Here is a 21,997-nt window from a genome sequence, read left to right as displayed (position 1 = left end):
GTTGCCAGAGTCGCGCGGCCTGAACTCGTTCGTCCGCGCGGGTTACTGGTTCTGGCCGCCCAGGACGAAGAGGAGGTAGACGAAGAAGGCGAAGAGATGGCCGACGAACAGGTAGGCGATGAGCCGGATGATCAGGCCGCGCGGGAACTTGGATTCGAAGCGGGCCCGTATGGTCGTGGGCGCGTCCGCGTCGGTGGGTGCGGTCCCGGCGGTGGGCGTCGTCGTGCCCGTGGTCGTGCCCGTGGTGGTGGTCGCGGGGTTCTCGGTCTGGGACATGGGTACGGCTCCTCCGCTATCGGTGGTGCGTGGTCGTGGGCGCCGGCCCGGTGGGCGCGGGCGCGGTCGTGGTGGCGCCGCCGAGGCACAGCCCGGCCAGGCTGCTCTGCAGCAGGGTGTGGACGAAGAGCAGGTCGGCCCCGCCCGAGGAGGCCGCGCCGATCCGGTGCGGCGTCAGCGAGTCGAAGTGCGCGCTGTCCCCCGGCTCCAGCAGGTGCTCGGCCTCCCCGAGGTGCAGTCGCAGCCGGCCCTCCAGGACGTAGAGCCACTCCTCGCCGGGGTGTACGCGGACCAGCTCGCCCTGGCTGCGGCCGTGGGGGACGTGCACGCGCAGCGCCTGCATCCCCCGGCCTGAGCCGCCCGCCTGCCAGTACGTCCAGCCGTCGGCCTCGCGGGCACCCGGACCGCCGGCCCGTACGATGGGATCCGCGACGGCGGGGGTCTCGCCGAGCAGCTCGGAGACGGTCGTACCGTAGGTGCGGGCGAGCCCGAGGAGCAGCGGCAGCGAGGGCTGGCGCCGGCCGGTCTCCAGGCGGGACAGGTGGGCGGGCGAGAGCCTGGCGCGGGCGGCGGCGGCCTCCAGGGTGAGTCCGGCGCGGCGGCGCAGCTCGCGCAGCTGCGGTGCCACGGCGGGCAGCTCGTCGGCCATGGCTTCGGCCGGGTCTCCAGCCGCGTCTTCGGGACCGGGGGCCGCGGCGGGACCGGGGGCAGGACCGGGTTTCATGCCTCGATTGAGCCAGAATCTTGCCTTTCTGGCAAACCATCTTGCCTCTGAGGCAATACTGCGCCGGACGTGGCCTGCCCCTCACCGTCCCTCACCGTTTCGAGGGTGCGTCGGGGGGCGAATGCGTCACCGCGGTTGCGCGGGATCCCGTCCGGTACAGGCTGGGAGGCACCGCACCAGGTGACCTACGGCGAGGGACGATAATCGTATCGATGCTGTCCATGCCGGAGGGCACCCTGATACGCGCGGCCACGTGTCGCAGGCACGCGAGCGTCTCGCCACGTCCCGGTTCCTGTTCGTGGACGTGGAACTGCCCGAAGAGACCACGCCGGGCGAACAGCCGCTCGCCCTGCTCCTCGGCCTGGAGGCGGAGGACGTGGCGTGGCTCGGGCGCAAGGGGGAGTCGGCCCGGGCGGAGTTCTTCGGCGACAGCGCCGCTTTCGTCGTGCCCGCGGTCGACACGGACCGGGTCATCCATGTCCACGCCCTGGTGACCGAGCGGTACCTCGTCACGGTGCACCGGGGGCCGGCCCCCCTGATCGGGGACGTCACCGCCCGGTTCCCGGCCGAGAGCCCGCCGGACTCCGTGGCGATGCTGTTCCTGCTGCTGGACGAGGCCATGGAGACCTACCGCCGGGCCGCCGGCCAGGCACTGCTGGAGGTGGAGGACCTTGAGGACGCCATGTTCCGGCGCCGCGAGCCCGAGCAGCTCTACCGCCTGGCACGGCTGCGGCGCACCGCGGCCCTGCTGCACCACACCCTGCTCCCCTACCACCGGGTGGCCGAGGAGAGCGTCACGCGCCGGGTGATGAACCGGGGCTTCCACAAGGAGCGCCAGCAGCTCGTCCACGAGTACCGGCGCACCGCGAATCTGGTGCTCACGGACATCGAGTCCCTCCAGGAGAGCGCCCGGCGAGCCTTCGGCAGCTACTCCTCCCTGGTGTCGGGCGACCAGAACGGCGTGATCAACCGCCTGGCGGTGGTATCGACGATCTTCCTGCCGCTGACCTTCCTGACGGGGTTCTTCGGCATGAACTTCGCCTACCTGACGGACGAGCTGGAGAGCGGAGCCGTCTTCTGGCTGCTCGCCGTGGGCCTGCAGGTGGTCTTCCTCCTCGCGGCCCTCTACGTGCTCCACCGCACCCGGCTGTGGCGCAGACTGCGCGAGGACGACGGCGACCTCGACGACGCGTAGGCCCTTCCGGCGAATCCCGCACCCACCAGGGCGGTTCTAGGAGTGGCGGTCGGCATGGGGGGTGTCGGCGGGACCTCTGGCGCCTGCTGCGACGCCAGCTTTCGGTCCGGCCGGGGCGAAGGGCGGGGTGTCCTGTCGGCAGGTGGCCTTGGCGGGCGGCAGGGCGCCTGTGGTGAGGTAGCGCACGGCGTGGTCGTTCACGCAGGTGCTGGGATTGAGCAGAGCGGTGTGGCCGTAGCCCTGCAGGGTCAGCAGCCGGGCATCGGCCAGCTGGCTCGTCATGGACTGGGCCGCCCGATACGAAGTGGCCGTGTCGTAGACGGGGTTGACGACGAGGATCGGGTGGGCGGTGGTCCGGTCGAACGGGCCCGTGTAGCGCTTGGCGGCCGTGGCCGGCCACTGCGCGCACCACTCGTAGTCCCAGACCCAGCGGCGGCCGAGGTCGCCCGCGCGTTCGGCGCTGAACGCCTCGAGCTGGGCGTAGCGGCTGAGCGCGCGGGGGTTGGGGCTGTCCGTGCAGACCACGGCGGCCTCCTGCTCGGCGCCGGGGTACCTTCCTGCCGGAGGGGGCGCGGCCGCCTCGGGCTCGCGCTCCTGCCACAGTGCTTGCAGCATCTCCCCGGCGCTCGTCCAGCCCGGGTGGACGATGTACAGGTCCTGCCGCAGTTCCGTGACGGCCCGGGCGTAGGTCCACCCGCCCACTGAGCGGCGCTGGAGCCGCCGCATCAGTTCCGTGTATTTCGCGCGGGTCGCTTGGGGGTTGCCTGACGAGAACGCACAGCGGGATGCGGGGGCCTCGCCGCACAGTTTGAGGAACTGGTCCAAGGTGTCGGCCGAGCCCAGGTCCGATCCCATGCGCAACGACGTGGTCTGCCCCGGTTCGCCGCTCATCGCGCCGTCCACGTAGTTACGGGGGTCGACGTTCCCGTCCAGGACGAGGCCGCCCACCTTGTCCGGGAAGGTGTTGGCGTAGACCGCGCCGAGGAACGTGCCGTACGAGACGCCCCAGTAGTGCAGCTGTTCGTCACCCACGGCCCGGCGCAACTGGTCCAGGTCGCGGGCGCTGTAGTACGTGGAGACGTACGGCAGCAGGTTCGCGGCACGCTTCTTGCAGCCTTGGGCCAGCTCCGCCCTTCCGGCGAACCAGACCTTCCGCTCCTTCTCGCCCACCGGGAACCCCTCGGGCTGCCGTGCCCAGAAGGCCGTCGCTTCCTCCGCGTCGCCGAAACACCGCACCGCCGTGCTGCGCCCCACACCGCGCGGGTCCCAGCTCACGATGTCGAAGCGCTTGCGCAGCTCAGCAGGGAAGAATCGGTCGTACCAGGCCGGCAGAGCGTCGGTGCCGGCTCCTCCCGGTCCGCCGGGATTGAAGAACAGCGAACCGATTCTTGTCGACGGGCTGGTGGCTCTGCGCCGGATCACGGCAAGATCGACGACCTTCCCCGACGGACGGTCGTAGTCGAGGGGGACCGGCAACGTCGCACATTCGGACCCCCGCCCGGCAGGCTCCGCGCACGGCCCCCACCTCAGCCTCGTTCCTCCGCTTTCCCCGCTCCCCCCGCCACGAACGGCGTGCGGCGCCGCAGCAGCAGCAGCGGTCATGAAGCACACGCACGCAGCCAACGCGGTGGCGCGTGGCGCCACGCGCCCGCGCCCGCGACCGCGCCCACGCCCTCCGGATATGAGACCTGGCATTGGTTTCCTTCCCACGTGAGCCGGCCACCCGTGCCGGAGGTCCCGCGATCTCGATTCACCTCACCACGGAACCAGGACGCCCAGCACCCGCTGCTCACCCGAACAGGTTCCGCGGACGGCGGCGCACACCCCTCGCCGGCATCCTCATCCGGACCCGACGCTGGCCGAAGAGCCGGAACCTAGGCCGCGTGTGCCGCCACGACCGTGGCCACCGTGTCCGCCTCGGTCGCGGGTTTGTCCGGGCGGTGGCGCAGGACCCTTGCGAAGCGCAGGGCCACCCCCGCCGGGTAGCGCGAGGAGCGCTGCAGCCCGTCGTAGGCGATCTCCACCACCAGCTCGGGCCGCACCCGCACGGTGAAGCCGTCGTCCGAGGTGGCGAGCGCGCGCAGGGCCTGCGTCTGCCAGCGCAGCATCTCGTCGGTGAGCCCCTTGAAGGTCTTGCCGAGCATGGCGTACGACCCGTCGGCGGTCCGCGCGCCCAGGTGCAGGTTCGACAGGAGTCCGGTGCGCCGCCCGTGGCCCCATTCCGCGGCGAGGACCACCAGGTCCAGGGTGTGCACCGGCTTCACCTTGAGCCAGTGCTTGCCGCGCCGGCCGGCCGCGTAGGCCGAGTCCAGCCCCTTGACGACCACTCCCTCGTGGCCGCGGCGCAGCGTCTCGGCCCAGAACTCCTCGGCCTCGGCCGCCTGCTCCGCCGGGTCCTCGACGGCGAGGCGGCGGACCCGCGCGCTCTCGGGCACGAGCGCGGCGAGCGCCTCGTGGCGCTCGCGGACCGGGAGGTCGAGGAGGACCTCCTCGCCCACCACCAGGACGTCGAAGAAGTGCGGGAAGACCGGGAGGGTGCGCCGGGCGGCCCCGACGTCGATCCTCGACCCGACGCGGCTCGCGATCTCCTGGAAGGGGACCGGGCGGCCGTCCGCCGCGCGGCCGATGACCTCCCCGTCGAGGATGAACCGCTCCCCCGGCAGCGACCGGGCCAGTTCCGCCACCTCCGGCAGCCGCTCGGTGATCTCGTCCAGGGAGCGCGTGTACACCCGTACGTCGTCCCCCTCGCGGTGGACCTGGACGCGGATCCCGTCCAGCTTCTCCTCCACCGCGCACGGCCCGAGCACGGCCAGCGCCTCCGCGACCGACTTCGCCGTGCCCGCCAGCATGGGCTGTACGGGCTGCCCCACGCGCAGGGTGACCGTGCGCAGCGCCCGGGCGCCCTCGGCCAGTACGGCCGCCGCGACGCGGGGCAGCGAACCGTCGAGCATCACCGCCCGGCGCAGGTCGGCGGCCGGTACTCCGGCGGCCGCGGCCACCCCCTCCAGGGCCACCGCGTCCAGCGCGCCCTGGCGTACCTCGCCGGACAGCAGGCTGCGCAGGAACGCCTGCTCGGCCGCGGTGGCCCGGCCCAGCAGCGAGCCGAGGATCCGGCTCCGGCGCTCCACCGAACCGGCACCGCGGGTGGCGGCGAGTTCGCTCACCGCGGCATCGACCTCCCGCACGCTCAGGCCGGGCTCCGGTGCCGGTTCGGTCTCCTGGCCGAGCGTGCGCCAGCCGATGCCCGGGCGGCCTTGCGGCAGGCGCCCGGAGAGGTAGGAGATGACGAGGCCGGCCTCCTCCGGGGGCGCGGCGGCGAACAGCTCGGCGAGCAGGGCGGTCTTGCGGGACCGGGCGGAGGTCTCGGCGACCTCCCGGGACACGCGCGCGACATCGGCCAGCAGCATGCGGTCATCCTCCCGCCACAGGACGTACTGCGCAGGTCGGGGGCGTGTACCGCGGGTGCGGTACACGCGGGGCCCGGCATAGTCCTTGAGAAGGTCTGGGGTTCCGCCTGTGGGTGCTCGGTGCCCGGGTAGCGGGCCTTTAGGCTGCCCGTATGAAGCTCCGAATGCCCCCGCGCCGCCGAGACCGCCTGCTCGCGGGCGCCGCCGCGCTGGCCGTCGTGGCGGGGGCCGGTACGTGGGCGGCCGCGTCCGCGGCCGGCGACGCGCCCGCCGTGCACCGCCAGGACCAGGTCATGAACATGCCCGGTGCCGCGATCGACACCTCCTATTTCACGGCCGGCGGCGGCCGGGGGGACGGAGCCGGTGCGGAAAAACGTCCCGCCGTCCTCCTCGGGCACGGTTTCGGCGGCAGCAAGGACGATGTCCGCGAGCAGGCCGAGCGCCTCGCCCGTGACGGGTACGCCGTCCTGACCTGGTCGGCGCGCGGCTTCGGCCGCTCCGAGGGCCGGATCGGCCTGAACGACCCCGAGCACGAGGTCAAGGACGTCTCCCGGCTCATCGACTGGCTCGCGGCCCGGCCCGAGGTGAAGCTGGACGCGGCCGGTGATCCGCGCGTCGGCGTCTCCGGGGCCTCGTACGGCGGGGCGATCTCGCTGCTCGCGGCCGGATACGACCGGCGGGTGGACGCGATCGCACCGGAGATCACCTACTGGAACCTCGCGGACTCGCTCTTCCCGAACGGCGTCTTCAAGAAGCTCTGGTCCGGCATCTTCTTCACCAGCGGCTCCACCGACGGGATGCAGCAGGCCGTTCCCGGGCAGCGGCCGGGGTCCGCGTCCGGCCAGCGGCCCGGGTCCGAGTCCGCACCCGGCTGCGGGCGGTTCCAGCCCGAGCTCTGCGCGATGTACGAACGCGTCGCGGTGGCCGGCAAGCCCGACGCCGAGGCCCGCGCCCTGCTGGAGCAGCGCAGTCCGTCGGCGGTCGGCGACCGGATCAAGGTGCCGACCCTCATCGTTCAGGGCAAGGACGACTCCCTCTTCCCGCTGGACCAGGCCGATGCCATGGCCGCGGCGATCGCGGCGAACGGCGCGCCCGTCTCCGTGGACTGGGCGGCCGGCGGGCACGACGGCGGAATGCGCGAGGCCGGCCGGGTCGAGGCCCGGGTGGCCTCCTGGTTCGACCGGCACCTCAAGGGGGACGAGGGCGTGGACACCGGCCCGGCGTTCCGGGTCACCCGTTCCGGCGGCATCGACTCCACGGACGGCCAGGTCACGCTGCGCGGCGCGAGCGGCGAGCGCTACCCGGGGCTCGCGTCCGGCCCGCAGGACTTCGCCCTGACGGGGCCGGAGCAGACCTTCGCCAATCCGGCGGGCGGCGCGCCTCCCGCCCTGTCCTCGCTCCCGGGCATCGGCGGGCAGCTCGCCGCCTTCGGGGCCGGGCTCTCGCTGGACTTCCCCGGGCAGAACGCCCGGTTCGAGTCGGCCCCCCTGACCGAGGACGTACGGATCACCGGCACCCCGGCCGTCACCCTCAAGGTGAGGTCGAGCGCCGCCGACGGTTCGGCCGTGCTGTTCGGCAAGGTGTACGACGTGGGGCCCGACGGCCGACAGCAGGTGCTGCCGAGCCAGCTGGTCGCCCCGGTGCGCGTGGAGAACGCGCAGCAGGGCGCGACCGTGCGACTGCGGCTTCCCGCGATCGACCACTCCGTCGAGGCCGGACACCGGCTGCGTCTGGTGGTCGCCGCGACCGATCTCGGCTACGCGAGCCCGGCCGCGCCGGCCGGCTACACCGTCTCGGTGGAGGGTCCGCTGGCCGTGCCCGTCGCCACGGAGGTACGGACCGCCGCGGCCGGGCTGCCCGCCTGGATCTGGTGGCTGCCGCTGGGCGCGCTGGCGCTGGCCGCGGCGCTGCTGGGGATCCGGCGCACCGGCCGCGGCGCCGGCGGCGGGCCGCGCCTGGGCGCGTCGCAGCCGGAGGCCGCACTGGCCGACGTACCCCTGGAGATCACCGGACTGACGAAGCGGTACGCGAAGTCGCAGGACCGGTACGCGGTGCGGGACCTGTCCTTCCGCGTCGAGAAGGGGCAGGTACTGGGACTGCTCGGGCCCAACGGCGCCGGCAAGACCACCACCCTGCGGATGCTGATGGGACTGATCTCGCCGGACGCCGGGGAGATCCGGGTGTTCGGGCACGCGGTGCGGGCCGGGGCGCCGGTGCTGTCGCGGGTCGGGGCCTTCGTGGAGGGCGCCGGATTCCTCCCGCACCTGACGGGCCGCGCCAATCTGGAGCTGTACTGGCAGGCCACCGGCCGCCCGGCCGAGGACTCGCACATGGCGGAGGCCCTGGAGATCGCCGGGCTCGGCGACGCACTGGAGCGCGCGGTACGCACGTACTCGCAGGGCATGCGCCAGCGGCTCGCGATCGCGCAGGCCATGCTCGGGATGCCGGACCTGCTGATCCTCGACGAGCCGACGAACGGTCTGGACCCGCCGCAGATCCGCGAGATGCGGGACGTGATGATCCGCTACGCCGCGGGCGGGCGGACGGTCATCGTCTCCAGCCACCTGCTGTCGGAGGTGGAGCAGTCCTGCACGCACCTGGTCGTCATGGACCGCGGACAGCGGGTCGCGGCGGGCGAGGTCGCCGAGATCACCGGTGGTGGGGACATGCTGCTGGTGACGCTGGCCGAGCCGGTGGACGAGGTGGTCGTCGAGAAGGTGGCGGCCCTGGAGGGAGTGGGTTCCGTGGTGACCGCCGATGACGGGCTGCTCGTACGGCTCGAGGGCGCGACGGCCGCGGGGCTCATCGCCGAACTCGTACGGCTGGAGGTGCCGGTGACCGGAGTGGGACCGCACCGGCGACTGGAGGACGCGTTCCTCACCCTGATCGGAGGTACGGCGTGAGTACGGCGACCACGGCACGGGAGGTGGCTCCGGGCTACCGGGCGAGCCGCACGCTGCCGCTGCGCGTGGAGGCGCTGCGGCAGTGGCGCCGGCGGCGGACGCTGGTGATGGGCGGGGTGCTGGCCGCACTGCCCTTCATCATGATCATCGCGTTCGCTGTGGGCGGCGGGCCGGACGGCGGGCGCGGCGGGAACAACCGCATCACCCTGATCGACACGGCCACGGCCTCGGGCGCGAACTTCGCCGCGACCTGTCTGTTCGTCTCGGCGGGCTTCCTGCTGGTGGTGCCGGTGGCGCTGTTCTGCGGGGACACCGTGGCCTCGGAGGCGAGCTGGTCCTCGCTGCGCTACCTGCTGGCCTCGCCGGTGCCGCGGGCGCGGCTGCTGTGGAGCAAGCTGGTGGTGGCGCTGGGCTTCAGCCTGGCGGCGATGGTGCTGCTGCCGGTGGTGGCGCTGGCGGCGGGTACGGCCGCGTACGGGTGGGGGCCGCTGAAACTCCCGGCGGGCGGGGCGCTGGCGGCCGGGGACACCGTGCCGCGGCTCGCCCTGGCGGTGGCCTTCATCTTCGTTTCGCAGCTGGTGACGGCGGGGCTGGCGTTCTGGCTGTCGACGCGGACGGACGCGCCGCTGGGAGCGGTGGGCGGGGCGGTCGGGCTGACGATCGTCGGCAACGTGCTGGACGCGGTGACGGCGCTCGGCTCGTGGCGGGAGTTCCTGCCGGCGCACTGGCAGTTCGCGTGGGCGGACGCCCTGCAGCCGCAGCTGGAGTGGGGCGGGATGATCAAGGGGACGGTGGTGTCGGTGTCGTACGCGCTGGTGCTGTTCGCCCTCGCCTTCCGCGGGTTCTCCCGCAAGGACATCGTGTCCTGACGCGGCGCGGACGGCCCACCGCCCTTCACGGCCCACGGCCCTTCATGGCCCACCGCCCGGGACCCCCGGGCCGTGGGCCGTGTGCGTGCGCCGTGTGCCGTCGAGGTGCGTGGGCCGTCCGTGGCAATGCGGCCGCGCGCGGGTGTGGCTGCGGTCCGATCGCCGCGGCGCGCTGAACAATCGCGGTCATCACGACCGAGGGATGTCACCCATGCACGCAGCAGGACGTCCGGCTCGCAGGGCCGTGCTGACCGGCGGCCTCGCGGCCGCCGGCGCCGCACTCGCGGGGTGCGCGCCGGCCAGCACCCCGAAGGCCACGACCGCCTCCCCGGAGCCACGGCCGGCCACGCCCGAGGCCGCGTTCGCCCGCCTGATGGCGGGGAACGCGCGCTGGGTGAGCGGGGACCTGGACCACCCCGACCGGGATCCCGAGCGGCGCGCGCTCGTCGCCGCGGCGCAGGACCCGTTCGCGGTGATCCTCACCTGCATCGACTCCCGGGTGGCACCCGAGCTCGTCTTCGACACCGGCCTCGGCGATCTGTACGTGCTGCGCACGGGCGGGCAGGCGATCGGCCCGGTGGTCACCGGTTCCGTCGAGTACGGGCCCATGACGGGCGGCACGCCCCTGATCGTCGTGCTCGGGCATCAGCGCTGCGGCGCCATCGAGGCCTCGTACAAGTCGTTGAAGGACGGCGCGCCCCTGCCCGGGAACCTCCAGGCGATCGTGAAGGCGGTGGAGCCGGCGTACCTGCTGACGGCGCAGGACCCCGGCGCCGACCCCGTCGACACCATGATCCACAACCAGATCCGGGTCACCGCGGACGATCTGCGCGCCAACTCCGACCTGGCGCCCCTCGTGAAGAAGGGCGCCCTGGCCGTGGTCGGCGCGTACTACTCGCTGGACACCGGCAAGGTCGAAGTCCTCACGGGAGCGCCCGCGTAGGCCCGGTCCGTGCATTCGGCCGTCACTGCGGCTTCTGCGCCCCGGGGATGGCGTCGATCGCGGCCAGCAGCTCGGCGTCCAGGGGGCGGTCGGCGACGGCCGCATTGGCGCGCACCTGCTCGGCGGAGGTGGCTCCCGCGATGACGGAGGCGCAGCCGGGCTGGGCGGAGAGCCAGCCGATGGCGAGTTCGAGGACGGTCCGGCCGTGCTTCTCGGCGAGCGCGGCCAGCGCTTCGACGACGTCGAGGCGCTCCTCGGTGAGGTACGCGTCGCGCCCCTCGAGGCGGGACCCCGCCGGTACGGGAGCACCGCGGCGGATCTTGCCGGTCAGCAGGCCGTTGGCGAGCGGGAAGTACGGGAGCACGCCGACGCCGTAGTGGAGGGCCGCCGGGACCAGCTCGCGCTCGGCCGACCGCTCCAGCAGCGACCACTCGTTCTGCGCCGACACGAAGGGGACCGAGCCGCTCTCGCGGGCGACGTGGGCGGCTTCGGCGAGCTGCCAGCCGGAGAGGTTGGAGTGGCCGATGTAGCGGACCTTGCCCTCGGCGACGAGCTCGGTGAGCGCGGCCAGGGTCTCGGCGATCGGGGTGGCCGGGTCGGGGCTGTGGAGCTGGAAGAGGTCGATGTGGTCGGTGTCGAGGCGGCGCAGGGATTCCTCGACGGCCCGCCGGACGTAGGCGCGGCCGCCGCGGGATCCGGCGGCGGGCCCGTACTTCATGTCCACGCCGTCGTAACCGAACTTGGTGGCGAGGACGACCTGGTCGCGACGGCCCTTGAGGGCCTGCCCGAGGTGGACCTCGGAGCCGCCGGCGCCACCGTAGATGTCGGCGGTGTCCAGGAGGGTGATGCCCGCGTCCAGGGCGGCGTCGACGACGGCGCGGGTGGCCTGGGCGTCCAGTCGGCCGCCGAAGTTGTTGCAGCCGAGGCCGACGGCGGAGACCAGCAGTCCTGAACTGCCCAGGGGGAGATGGCGCATGCTCTTCGTTCCTCCGACTCGACGGGTACATGATCAACCGAACGGTCAGTCTAGGCGGCGCGGTCGGGCGCCGGAGCGAAACTTCGGCAGCCTGCCGTGAATACCGTGTGACACGTGCCCAGTTCGTAACTCTCCTGACCACGACAGCGGTTGACGCACGTGTACCGAGGGCATCCGCGTATCCGCTGTCAGCCTTGAGTGATCACTGCGATCGGTTACGGTTGCGCGATGTTCGAAGGAAAACTGGTAAGGCTGCGCGCGCTGCGCCCCGAAGACGCCGAGCACCACCTCCGGTGGCGCAACGACCGGGAGGTGGTGCGCTGGGCAGCAGCTGGTGACCCGTGTTTCGGCCCGGTCACGGCAGAGGCGATCGGGATTGGCTTCGACAGCATGCTGCGGCTGATCCCCAGGGAGTCGGCCGTGTTCACCGTCGAGGACCTGGCAGGCGGGCAAGTGATAGGCATGGCCGACTACCGGGACCTGGACCCCTATGCCGGAGTGGCCACGCTGGGAGTCACCATCGGTGAGCGGGAGTTCTGGGGCCGCGGCCACGGTAGTGATGCATTGCGGCTGCTCGTGGGACACCTGTTCGGCGCGTACTCCCTGAGCCGGCTGGAGCTGGACACCTGGAGCGGCAACGAACGCGCCGTGCGCGCGTTCACCAGGCTGGGCTTCCGCGAGGAAGGCCGCCGTCGGTCTGCCGTGCTGGTGGAGGGAGAGCGCTACGACCGCGTGCTCTTCGGGATGCTTCGCGAGGAGTGGGCGAACCCCGAGTGACGCCGTGGACGAGTGCCGTGCCTCGCAAGGCGGAGGAGCTCCCCACGTACTGGAGGTACTGGACGTGCTCGGAGTCCCGGCAACGCAGCGAGGTGCGGTGCCGGGCAACGCGGGCCCGGCAAGATCCGAAAGAGACGGCCTAGACGAGGCGGGTGGCGCCGGCCGCCGGGGCGGCCGTCGTGATGCGGGGCGGGGTGAGGTCCGCGCAGCGGAAGGCTTCCGTCACCGCCCGCGTCACCGGCCCTTCGGCGTCCGCGTCGATCAGGGCCAGCGCCGAACCCCCGAAGCCACCGCCGGTCATCCGGGAGCCGTACGCGCCCGCCGCGTCGGCCGTGGACACCGCCAGGTCGAGCTCCGGGCAGGACACCTCGTAGTCGTCGCGCAGCGAGACATGGCCCTCGGTGAGCAGTGGGCCCGCCTCGCGCAGTCGGCCCGCGCGCAGCAACTCCTCGATGCGCAGGACCCGTTCGTTCTCGGTGACCACGTGCCGGACCCGCTTGCGCGCAACCGGGTCGTCGAGCCGGGCCAGTGCCCGCTCCAGCCCCTCGTACGGGACGTCGCGCAGGGCGGGCAGGCCGAGGGCCTCGGCCGCCCGGTGGCAGGAGGCCCGCCTCTGGGCGTACGCGCCGTCGGCCAGCGCGTGCTTGACGCGGGTGTCGATGACGAGGAGGCGCAGACCGGCCGCCGCGCAGTCGAAGGGGATGTGACGCTGTTCGAGGCTGCGGGTGTCCAGGTGGAGGGCGTGTCCCCCGGTCGCGCAGGCGGACGCCATCTGGTCCATGACCCCGCAGGGGACGCCGACGTACGCGTTCTCGGCGCGCCGGGCCAGTGCGGCCAGTTCGGGGCGGGTGAGCGCAATCCGGTACAGGTCGGTGAGGGCCAGCGCGATGGCCACCTCCAGTGCGGCGGAGGAGGACAGGCCGGCGCCGGTCGGTACGTCGGACCGTACGTGCAGGTCGGCGCCGCCGACCGGAAGACCGGCGTCCAGCAGGGCCCATACGACGCCGGCCGGGTACGCGGCCCAGCTCGCGGCGCCCCGGGGAGGGCTCGCCGGATCGAGACCGGCGAGATCGAGGGTGACCGCACCGGAGGGCGCGTCGGCGGAGTGGACCCGCAGGGTGCTGTCGGTGCGCCGGGCGGCGGCCACCTCGGTGCGCTGCGGGAGGGCGAAGGGCAGCGCGAAGCCGTCGTTGTAGTCGGTGTGTTCGCCGATCAGGTTGACCCGGCCGGGGGCTGCCCAGACGCCCTCGGGCGAGTATCCGTACAGCTGCCGGAAGCCGTCCTGCGCCGACCCGCTCACGTGCTCGCCACTTCCCGCAGCCGCGCGGCCGCGTCCTCGGGCCGGACGTCGTTCATGTAGGCCTCCATGCCGGACTCGGTCCCGGCCAGGTACTTCAGCTTGTCCGCGGTCCGGCGGATCGTGAACAGCTCCAAATGGAGCGCGAAGTCCTCGCGTCCCTCGCCCGCCACCGGGGCCTGGTGCCAGGCGGAGACGTACGGGGTCGGCTCGGTCCGGTCGAAGAGCCGGTCGAAGCGGCGCAGCAGCTCCAGGTAGACCCGGGGGAACTCGGCGCGGGCCGCGTCGCCGAGGGCGGGCAGGTCGGGGACCCGGTGGCGGGGGTAAAGGTGGACCTCGTACGGCCAGCGCGCCGCGTAGGGCACGAAGGCGGTCCAGTGCTCCGCCTCGAGGACGACCCGGGTGCCTTCGTTGCGCTCGGCGGCCAGGACCTCGTCGAAGAGGTTGCCGCCGGTGCGGGCGCGGTGGGCGGCGACGGTGGCGAGCATCCGGGTGGTGCGCGGGGTGACGAAGGTGAAGGCGTAGATCTGGCCGTGGGCGTGCGCGAGGGTGACGCCGATCTCGGCGCCCCGGTTCTCGAAGCAGTAGACCTGCTGGATCCCCTCGCGGGCGGAGAGTTCGGCGGTGCGGTCGATCCATGCGGCGAGGACGAGCGCGGCGCGGTCCTCGTCGAGCTCGGCGAAGGAGGTCAGGTGGTCGGGGGTGAAGCAGACGACCTCGCAGCGGCCGGTGTCGCCGGCGAGGGAGGGGAAGCGGTTCTCGAAGACGGCCACTTCGTAGTCGGGGGCCGGGATCTCGCTCGCGCGCCCCTCGGTGGACGGGCACAGGGGGCAGTCGTCGGCGGGCGGATGGTACGTGCGGCCCTGCCGGTGGGAGGCGACGACGACCCGGTCGCCGAGCAGCGGATCGCGCCGCACCTCGGAGCTGCTCGCGGTGGCCGACGCATCGAGCGGACGCGTGTCGGGGCGGGCGCGGGCAGCCCCGTCGCCGGTGTCGTAGTAGAGGATCTCGCGGCCGTCGGCGAGGAGGGTGCTCGTGCGCTTCACGGAGGCAACTCTCTCACTCGCCGGTGACGGCCTCGCTGCGGCCCGGGCCGTACCGCTCGCGCAACGGCATCCCGGCGGCGGGGCCACTCCCGTTCGAGAACGACGATCCCCCTCGGCCGCCGGGTCCGTCGCAACACCCACACCTGCCCGCCACCCGCACCGGGCCGACCCGAGCTCACGGGAGAACAGGCGGAAGCCCTGCCCGGCCGTCCCCGCGGGAGCGGGCCTGGCAGAGTGTGTCCATGGGATGCTCCTACGCCTACCCGGTGATGCAGACGGCCGATGCCGTGCAGGCCTTTCGCACGGCAGAGCGGCTCTTCGAGCTCGCCGAAACACTTGAGCACGCGGAAACCACCGCGTGGGCGACGCTGAGCACGCTCCAGGACGTCGAACGGATCCTGCCCGCTCTTCCAGCGGAGGCCTGGCTCGATTCGGGTGAGGCCGGCTCGGACCCCCACCACTTCCGTCCGGGCGAGCTGCCGGCCGACCCGGCGGCGCTGGGCGCCCTGTTGCCCCTGAGCCTCCACTTCGACGAGGACATCGCCTTCGGGAGCTTCGAGGCGGACCTCGCCGCTGTGGTCGGCGACGTTCCTGCGGGCATCCACTGGCATCTGGGCGGCTGGCCGGCCACCCCGGAGCAGGACTGGAGTTCCTCCAAGTACTCCGGGGTGCAACTGGCCTTCAACTGCCGTGAGTTGTGGGGCGATCGGGTCGACGGGCACACGCTGTCCGTGTGCGTGCGGCAGGGTGACCTCCAGCGCGCCGAGTGGCTGGCCGCTCAGGTCGGTCTGCGGGTGCTGGGGCCGCCCGTGCAGTCGCTGTAGCCCCGCCGCCACCGCCGCCGAACCTGCCGCCGGTCAAGGGACGACCGGATCGAACGGGCCGGTGGAATCCTGGGCCCGAGCGTCACATAACGTGCCCGTCATGGATCAGGAGTACATGGCCGGGCCCGCCGCGGACGGCGAAGGCGCAGGCAGGCGGCGGTTCCTCGCGATCGCGACGGGAGCGGCCACGGCTGCGGGGCTCGGGACCGTGGCCGGGTGCGGAGGCGGAAGCGGAGGCGGAAGCGGAAGCGGAAGCGGCGAAGACCGTAGTACCGGCGACGGAGCGGGTGGGACGCCCTCGGCCGCTGGACCGCAGGGCTTCGACGTCAAGGCCGAGAACGCCCGCCCGGGCCACGCCGACTGGCCGGTGACCAAGGCCGGGCCGGCGCGGGCGATCGAGGGCTTCGCGGACAGGGTCAGCGTCCTGCCCGGCGAGTCCTTCGGGCTGTACGTGTCGACGACCGCACCCCGGTTCACCGTCTCCGCCTACCGCATGGGCTGGTACGGCGGCGCCCGCGCGCGGCTGGTATGGCGCTCCGAGGCCCTGCCCGGGACCCGTCAGCCCGAACACACGGTGGACTCCGGGACCCGGACGGTCCGCACGCGGTGGGCCCGCACCACCACGGTCGACACGAAGGACTGGCCGGAGGGCAGCTACCTGCTGCGGCTCGACGCACAGGGCGGCGACGGGCAGCGTTTCGTACCGGTCACCGTCCGGTCGGCGACGACGGCCGGGCGTACGGTCGTGGTCAACGCGGTCGCCACCTGGCAGGCGTACAACCGCTGGGGCGGCTACGGCAGCTACGACGGGCCCAGCGGCGGCTACGCCTCCCGCTCCCTCGCGGTGAGCTTCGACCGGCCGTACGAGTACGACGACGGCGCGGGCCTGTTCCTGGTGTACGAGGCTCCGCTGATCGCCCTGGCCGAGCGGCTCGGCATACCCCTCGCGTACACGACCACCACGGACGTGGCGCGGGAGAAGCGGCTCCTGGAGGGGGCGTCCGCGGTCCTCTCCCTCGGCCACGACGAATACTGGTCGCCGGAGCAGCGGGCGCACTTCACGGCCGCCCGCGACGCCGGCACCAACATCGCGATCCTGGGCGCGAACTGCTGCTACCGCCGGATCCGGCTGGAGGCCTCCGACCTGGGGCCGGACCGTACGCTGGTCTGCTACAAGTCCTCCTACGACCAGGACCCGGGATTCAGGCGGGGCCATCCGGCGACGGTGGACTTCCGCTCGGCGCCCGGCGCGGACCCGGAGAGCTCGCTGCTCGGCGTGATCTACGACGGCTATCCGGTGGACGCCCCGTACGTGGTGACCCACCCCGGGCACTGGCTCTTCGAGGGCACCGGCGCGCGGGCGGGCGACCGCTTCGAGCACCTGGTCGGGGTCGAGTACGACAAGGTCGACACCGGGTTCCCGACGCCCCGGCCGATCGAGATCCTGGCCCACTCCCCCGTGGTCTGCGAGGGGCGGCCCAGCCACCAGGACACGGCCTACTACACGGTGCCGAGCGGGGCGGGGGTGTTCGCGACCGGCACGATGCGGTGGGTGGAGGCCCTGGACGCGACGGGCGACGGCCGGAGCGGAAGGAACCACGGTCTGGACGCGCGGTCGGGGGCGCTGACCACGCGCGTGACGGAGAACCTGCTGCGGGTGTTCGCGACGGGGCCGGCCGGGCGGACGCACCCGGCGCAGGACAACGTCAACGCCGTGTACGGGAGTTCGTGACGCGCGGGCCTGGCGTCCGTGCCGTGGCATCCGGAGCGCATCCGGGGCGGGGAGGGTGGACTTCACGCGAAAGGGGTGTTTAGGATCGTGATCACGGCATCGCGTGTCGGTCACCGGCCGGGTGAGGCATGGAGGCGCCGTGACGTGCCTTTCGGAGGCATTCATTCATGTCCGTTCATCTGAACCACACGATCATCCACTCCCGTGACAACCGGGAGTCCGCCGCCTTCCTGGCGCACATCCTCGGCCTCGAGGTCGGCACCGAGTGGGGACCCTTCGTCCCCGTCGAGACCGCGAACGGCGTCACCCTCGACTTCGCCACCGTCCCGCCCGGGTCGTCCGTCACCTCCCAGCACTACGCGTTCCTCATCTCCGAGGAGGAGTTCGACACGGCGTTCGAGAAGATCCGCGCGGCGGGGGTCCCGTACTTCGCCGACCCGCACGGCAAGCACCCCGGCGAGATCAACCACAACGACGGGGGCCGCGGGGTGTACTTCACGGACCCCGACGGGCACGGGATGGAGATCATCACGCGTCCGTACGGCTACCAGGAGCCCGGCGCCGAGTAGGCCTGGGCGCAACCGTCCGCGTCGCGGGGGACGAGTGCCTCGCCCCGTCCCCCGCCCGCGGCGGCCCCGCCGGTCACCACTGACCGGTCATCCGGTCCATCACGGCCACCGGCAGCGCCGGATTCCGGGCCGCGGCCCCCGCCGTCGCCTCGCAGCCGAGCAGCCCGATGAGGACGGGCACCGGCACCCTCGGATGCCTGGCGGCCATCGCGCGTACACAGCTGTCCGGGTCGTCGAGCATCCGGACCACGGAGTCCGCCGACAGCCTGGGGTCGGTGGCGGCGCGCAGCCGGACCTCCGCGTCCTCGTCCCTGCCGAAACGTTCCACCAGTGCGGGCGTCGAGTCCGGGTCGTCGATCGCCAGTTGCCGCAGCCGCGGGTGCGGGTCGTCGGCGTGGCGGAGCAGGTCGCGCCGCGGGAAGTTCGGGTGCCCGTAGGGCCGGTCGGGGGTGGAGATGCTCCCGTTCCACCACTGCCACACCTCCAGCAGCATGTCCGCCGGAGCGTCGTCGCACCGCTCGGCGAGGAAGAGCCGTACGACCCTGTCCTCGTCCCGGGCCAGCCGTTCCACCACGTCCGGCGGCAGCCGCCGGGCCAGCGCGACGCTGCTGCGCAGCAGCAGGTGCGCGGACCCCGCGAGGTGGCGCATGGCGTCCTCGTCGTCGTGCAGCGCCACCACCCACGGGATCGGCCGCCGGATCAGCCGCGGGTCGATGTCCACCGGTACGGAGGCCCGCTGCTCCTCGGTCAGTTCCGGTCGCGTGGACACGGCGAGGCGTACCTCGTGGTCGGGGTCGGCGGCGAGTACACGGACCAGGTCGGGGTCCAGGTAGGGGTTGCGGGCCAGGCTCCGCCGGTGCGAGGGGTCCGGGTCCGCGCAGAGCCGCCGTGCCAGGTCCCGGTCCAGCCGGTGGCCCTCGACGAGGCGGCCGGCTCCGTGCGCGATGTCGAAGAACGCCGCCGTGAGCGGAACCTCCTCGTGCCGGGCGAGCGTGACCGCGGTGCGCACGACGGGGGCGGGATCCGCGGCCAGCCGCGCCCGCGACTCGTCGTCGAGGGCACGCCAGGGGGTGGCCTCGCACGCCGCGGCCCGCACCCGCGGCAGCGGGTCCGCCAGCAGGGCCAGGCGCAGCGGGAGGGGCAGGGCCGGCAATCGGGCCAGCTCCTCCCGGACCGGTCCGCAGGGGTCCGCGGCGAGCCTCGCGTACGCCTGCGGCGTCAGCTCCCGCCGGGCATCGCCGGCGGCCTGGAGCATCAACTGGCGCCGTGCGCCGCTCGGTTCACCGAGCACCAGCCGTGACCACTGGGCGGTGGAAAGGGCGAAGCACGCGGGGACCTCGGTGAGCTGGCCGCGGACCCTGCGGTCCGGGTGGCCGATGGCGGCGTCGATGACGGCGGTGGGCAGGTCGCGCCGCGCCAGGACGTACAGGCCCAGGCCCAGCTCCCGGTTCCGGTCCATGTCCAGCAGCCGGATCCGGATGTGGTCCGGTGTGGCCGCGTTGAAGCTCAGCCCCTGGAGCCAGGGCCGCCGCAGCCGTGGCTCCGCTCCCGGCCCCCAGTCCCGGTCCAGCCACCGGTCAGCAGCGGGTCGTCGTACGTTTGTCCCCATCCAAGGGAAGGTAGACGATGTTCGGCGTGCCCGTGTCCGGGTGGACCTCGACGCGGGTCCGTACGCCGTACACCTCGGCCAGCAGATCCTCGGTGAGCACCTGGGCCGGCGGGCCCGAGGCGGCGACCCGGCCGCCCGTCAGGACGTACAGGCGGTCGCAGTAGGCGGCGGCGAGGTTGAGGTCGTGCAGGACCAGCAGACCGGTGGCCGGCAGGGCGCGGACCAGGGCCAGGATCTCCAGCTGGTAGCGGATGTCCAGGTGGTTGGTCGGTTCGTCCAGGGCGAGCAGGCCGGGGTCCTGGACGAGGGCCCGGGCCACCAGGGCGCGCTGGCGTTCGCCGCCGGAGAGCTCGTCGAAGCGGCGGGCGGCGAAGGGCCCGGCGTCCACGGTCTCCAGGGCCTCGGCGACGCGCCGCGCGTCGCCCGGGCCGTCCTGCTCCCAGAACCTTTTGTGCGGGCTGCGCCCCATGGCGACGACCTCGCGGACGGTCAGCCCGAGGGTGCCGCTCGCGTCCTGCGGTACGACCGCCACGCGGCGCGCCCGTTCCTTGACGGTCAGCTTGCCCGCGTCGGCGCCGTCCAGCAGGACCCGGCCGGCGCTGGCGCGCAGCGCGCCGTAGACGCAGCGCAGCAGGGTGGTCTTGCCGCTGCCGTTGGGTCCGACCACGCCCACCGTCTCGCCGGGGCGGGCGGTGAGGTCGATTCCGTGCAGCAGCGTGTGTCCGTCGGTCTCGTACCGCACGCCCTCGACGGTGAGTTCCACCGGCGGCCGCGCCGGGTTCCCGGTCATCCGGTGACCCCTTCGGTCCGGGTGGAGCGGCGCAGCATCCACAGGAAGAACGGCCCGCCGACGAGCGCGGTGACCACGCCCACCGGTATCTCCGCGGGCGAGGCCGCGGTACGGGCGATCAGGTCGGCCAGGATCAGGAAGCCCGCCCCGCCCAGCGCGGACACCGGCAGCAGCGCCCGGTGTCCGGCGCCGACAACCATCCGGGCGGCGTGCGGAACCATCAGTCCGACGAAGCCGATCGCCCCGCTGTGGGCGACGAGCACGCCGATGACGAGGGAGGTGAGGACGAAGGCGGCGGCGCGGAAGCGTGCGGTGTCCAGGCCCAGGGTGCGCGCCCCCTCCTCCCCGGCCAGGAGCAGGTCGAGCGGCCGGGCGAGGGCGATGAGCAGTCCGGTGCCCAGGAGCAGCGCGAGGGAGGGCAGGCCCAGTTCGTCCCAGCGGGCCCCGCCGAGGCCGCCGAGCGTCCAGAAGAGGACGGAACGGATCTGGTCGGGGTGTGCGGCGAGCACGAGGACGAGGCTGGTGAGGGCGGACAGGACGTACTGGACGGCGACGCCGGCCAGGGTGAGCCGGCCGGTGGTCATGGTTCCGCCGCGGCGGGCCATCGCGTAGACGGCGACGAGCGCGGCCATGGATCCGGCGAAGGCGGCGAGCGGCAGGCCCATGCCGAACGCGAAGGCGCCCGTACCGAAGACGATCACGAGGACGGCTCCGGCGGAGGCCCCTGAGGACGCGCCGAGCAGGAAGGGGTCGGCGAGCTCGTTGCGTACGAGGGCCTGCAGCACGGTGCCCGCGACCGCGAGGCCGGCGCCGACGACGGCTCCGAGGAGGACGCGCGGCAGCCGGACGTCCCACACGATGGAGGCGAAGGCTCCGGTGCGCGGCTCCCCCGTCAGACCGCCGAGGACGATGTCGAGAACGCGCTCGGGGGCGATGCGTACGGCCCCCAGGGCCAGGCCCGCGATCGCCGAGGCGACGAGCGCGGAGCCCAGCACGAGGAGGACGACGGCCGTGCGCAGCCTCACGGGCCGGCGGGGTGGAGCTGACCGCCCAGGGACTCCACGGCGTCGGCGACGCGCACGCCGAGGACGGCGGAGGAGAGCGGCAGCGCGACGAACCGCCGGTTCTTCACGGCGGGCACTTCGGCGAGGGCCGGGTCGTTCAGCAGGCGCTGCTTCTTGGCTTCGACGGTGGTGCCGCCGTAGTCGTAGATGAGGACGACCTCGGGCCGGCGCTCGATGACCTTCTCCCACGAGACCTCGCCGAAGGTGTCCGAGAGGTCGGCGAAGACGTTCGTACCGCCGGCGAGCGAGACGATCTCGTTGCCGATGCCGTTGCCCCCGGAGGTGGAGGCGGAGGCCTCGCCGGAGTCGTAGACGAAGACGGACGGCCGGGGCCGGTCCTTGACCCGGGCGGTCACGGCGTCGATGCGGCGCTGCTCGTCCTCGACGAGCTTCGCGCCGCGCTCGGGTACGCCGAAGGTCCGTGCGACCTCGGTGATCTCGGTCTTCAGCTGGTCGAGGCCGACCTTGCCCTCGGTGCAGTACTCCACGTTGAGCCGGGAGTTGATGCCGGACTTGGCGAGTCCCTCGCGGTCGCGGCCCTGGCCCTTGTCGAAGGCGCTGGCGTACCCGCCGTAGACGAAGTCGGGGTCGGCGCCGAGCAGGATCTCCTTGGAGGGGTACTCCTTGGCCAGCACCTTGATCTTGTCGTAGGCCGGCCGGTACGCGGGGAGGACCGCGTCGTCGAGGTAGGCGGACCCTGCGATCCGGTCCTCCAGCCCGAGCGCGAGCAGCAGCTCGGTGGCGTGCTGGTTCATGGTGACCGCGCGCCGGGGCGGGGCCTGATAGGTGCTGCTCACACCGCAGTTGGTGAGGGTGTACGGAAAGCCGGGCGCGGCGGCGGGGTCCCCCGCGGCGGTGCCCTCCTGCGCTCCGGGGGAACCGGCGCACGCGGCCAGGGGTATCAGGAGTGCGACGGGGACGAGCGCGCGCAGGGCGGCGCGGGAACGCGACAGCATGACGGGGCCTCTCCGGGGGATCCGCGTCCCCTGGTCGACG

19 protein-coding genes are annotated in these 21,997 nt (G+C 73.2%); 8 read left to right on the top strand and 11 right to left on the bottom strand.

The genetic code is table 11. The features are described 5' to 3' along the window. Positions 1–42: 42 nt before the first annotated feature. The gene (locus OG444_RS40870; RefSeq protein ID WP_442810718.1) at positions 43–276 is read right to left on the bottom strand and encodes a DUF6126 family protein; all 234 of its coding nucleotides are present in this window, start codon (positions 274–276) and stop codon (positions 43–45) included. Between the two features lie 16 nt (positions 277–292). Next, positions 293–925 carry a helix-turn-helix domain-containing protein gene (locus OG444_RS37325; protein ID WP_327267048.1) on the bottom strand — a complete coding sequence of 211 codons (633 nt, stop codon included), beginning with the start codon at positions 923–925 and terminating at the stop codon, positions 293–295. Positions 926–1,253: 328 nt separating this feature from the next. Here OG444_RS37325 and OG444_RS37320 point away from each other — a divergent pair, with 328 nt between their 5' ends. Continuing rightward, positions 1,254–2,195 carry a magnesium transporter CorA family protein gene (locus tag OG444_RS37320; protein ID WP_327266305.1) on the top strand — a complete coding sequence of 314 codons (942 nt, stop codon included), beginning with the start codon at positions 1,254–1,256 and terminating at the stop codon, positions 2,193–2,195. 36 nt (positions 2,196–2,231) lie between these two features. Here the strand turns inward: OG444_RS37320 and OG444_RS37315 are convergent, their stop codons facing one another. Together OG444_RS37315 and OG444_RS37310 are read right to left on the bottom strand one after the other, a co-directional pair. Continuing rightward, positions 2,232–3,671, bottom strand: coding sequence for an alpha/beta hydrolase (locus tag OG444_RS37315; RefSeq protein ID WP_327266304.1), 1,440 nt, complete (start codon positions 3,669–3,671; stop codon positions 2,232–2,234). Between the two features lie 398 nt (positions 3,672–4,069). Then, complete coding sequence (locus OG444_RS37310) at positions 4,070–5,602, bottom strand: ATP-dependent DNA ligase (RefSeq protein WP_327266303.1); 1,533 nt, start codon at positions 5,600–5,602, stop codon at positions 4,070–4,072. A 152-nt stretch (positions 5,603–5,754) separates the two neighbouring features. Here OG444_RS37310 and OG444_RS37305 point away from each other — a divergent pair, with 152 nt between their 5' ends. From OG444_RS37305 to OG444_RS37295, 3 genes are all read left to right on the top strand, one after another. Further along, positions 5,755–8,505 (top strand): alpha/beta fold hydrolase, encoded by a 2,751-nt coding sequence (locus OG444_RS37305; protein ID WP_327266302.1) that lies wholly within the window; start codon positions 5,755–5,757, stop codon positions 8,503–8,505. Then, positions 8,502–9,374, top strand: a complete 873-nt coding sequence (locus OG444_RS37300; protein ID WP_327266301.1) for an ABC transporter permease — start codon at positions 8,502–8,504, stop codon at positions 9,372–9,374. The genes OG444_RS37305 and OG444_RS37300 overlap by 4 nt, the downstream gene beginning before the upstream one ends. A 211-nt stretch (positions 9,375–9,585) precedes the next feature. Beyond that, on the top strand, positions 9,586–10,317 hold the full coding sequence (locus OG444_RS37295; protein ID WP_327266300.1) for a carbonic anhydrase: 732 nt from the start codon (positions 9,586–9,588) through the stop codon (positions 10,315–10,317). Between the two features lie 22 nt (positions 10,318–10,339). Here OG444_RS37295 and OG444_RS37290 read toward each other — a convergent pair whose 3' ends face one another. Next, positions 10,340–11,293 (bottom strand): aldo/keto reductase, encoded by a 954-nt coding sequence (locus OG444_RS37290; RefSeq protein ID WP_327266299.1) that lies wholly within the window; start codon positions 11,291–11,293, stop codon positions 10,340–10,342. A gap of 198 nt (positions 11,294–11,491) precedes the next feature. On the opposite strand from OG444_RS37290, the gene OG444_RS37285 reads away from it, so the two are divergent. Beyond that, positions 11,492–12,070, top strand: coding sequence for a GNAT family N-acetyltransferase (locus OG444_RS37285; protein ID WP_327266298.1), 579 nt, complete (start codon positions 11,492–11,494; stop codon positions 12,068–12,070). A gap of 139 nt (positions 12,071–12,209) precedes the next feature. On the opposite strand, the gene galK is transcribed toward OG444_RS37285, so the two are convergent. Together galK and galT are read right to left on the bottom strand one after the other, a co-directional pair. Then, positions 12,210–13,370 (bottom strand): galactokinase, encoded by a 1,161-nt coding sequence (gene galK, locus OG444_RS37280; RefSeq protein WP_327266297.1) that lies wholly within the window; start codon positions 13,368–13,370, stop codon positions 12,210–12,212. Beyond that, positions 13,367–14,413 carry a galactose-1-phosphate uridylyltransferase gene (gene galT / locus OG444_RS37275; protein WP_327266296.1) on the bottom strand — a complete coding sequence of 349 codons (1,047 nt, stop codon included), beginning with the start codon at positions 14,411–14,413 and terminating at the stop codon, positions 13,367–13,369. Before galT ends, galK begins: the two co-directional genes overlap by 4 nt. Positions 14,414–14,655: 242 nt before the next feature. On the opposite strand from galT, the gene OG444_RS37270 reads away from it, so the two are divergent. The 3 genes from OG444_RS37270 (at position 14,656) to OG444_RS37260 (ending at position 17,538) form a co-directional block, all read left to right on the top strand. Continuing rightward, positions 14,656–15,237: a hypothetical protein gene (locus OG444_RS37270; RefSeq protein ID WP_327266295.1), complete on the top strand. Its 582-nt coding sequence runs from the start codon at positions 14,656–14,658 to the stop codon at positions 15,235–15,237. Positions 15,238–15,337: 100 nt separating this feature from the next. After that, a complete protein-coding gene (locus OG444_RS37265) occupies positions 15,338–16,969 on the top strand; it encodes a N,N-dimethylformamidase beta subunit family domain-containing protein (protein ID WP_327266294.1) in 1,632 nt (543 codons plus the stop codon). 167 nt (positions 16,970–17,136) lie between these two features. Continuing rightward, positions 17,137–17,538 (top strand): VOC family protein, encoded by a 402-nt coding sequence (locus OG444_RS37260; protein WP_327266293.1) that lies wholly within the window; start codon positions 17,137–17,139, stop codon positions 17,536–17,538. 73 nt (positions 17,539–17,611) lie between these two features. Here OG444_RS37260 and OG444_RS37255 read toward each other — a convergent pair whose 3' ends face one another. Genes OG444_RS37255 through OG444_RS37240 form a run of 4 tightly spaced genes read right to left on the bottom strand, consistent with a single transcriptional unit; the run spans position 17,612 to position 21,954 of the window. Then, entirely contained in the window at positions 17,612–19,147 is a 1,536-nt protein-coding gene (locus OG444_RS37255; RefSeq protein WP_327266292.1) for a PE-PGRS family protein, read from the bottom strand. After that, on the bottom strand, positions 19,116–19,937 hold the full coding sequence (locus OG444_RS37250) for an ABC transporter ATP-binding protein (RefSeq protein ID WP_327266291.1): 822 nt from the start codon (positions 19,935–19,937) through the stop codon (positions 19,116–19,118). The genes OG444_RS37255 and OG444_RS37250 overlap by 32 nt, the downstream gene beginning before the upstream one ends. Continuing rightward, on the bottom strand, positions 19,934–20,962 hold the full coding sequence (locus tag OG444_RS37245; protein ID WP_327266290.1) for a FecCD family ABC transporter permease: 1,029 nt from the start codon (positions 20,960–20,962) through the stop codon (positions 19,934–19,936). Before OG444_RS37245 ends, OG444_RS37250 begins: the two co-directional genes overlap by 4 nt. Continuing rightward, positions 20,959–21,954 (bottom strand): ABC transporter substrate-binding protein, encoded by a 996-nt coding sequence (locus OG444_RS37240; RefSeq protein WP_327267047.1) that lies wholly within the window; start codon positions 21,952–21,954, stop codon positions 20,959–20,961. The genes OG444_RS37245 and OG444_RS37240 overlap by 4 nt, the downstream gene beginning before the upstream one ends. Between the last annotated feature and the right edge of the window lie 43 nt (positions 21,955–21,997).

The sequence above is a fragment of the Streptomyces sp. NBC_01232 genome, assembly GCF_035989885.1.
In the GTDB taxonomy this organism is placed as follows: Bacteria; Actinomycetota; Actinomycetes; order Streptomycetales; family Streptomycetaceae; genus Streptomyces.
This window is presented reverse-complemented; position numbering and strand designations above follow the sequence as displayed.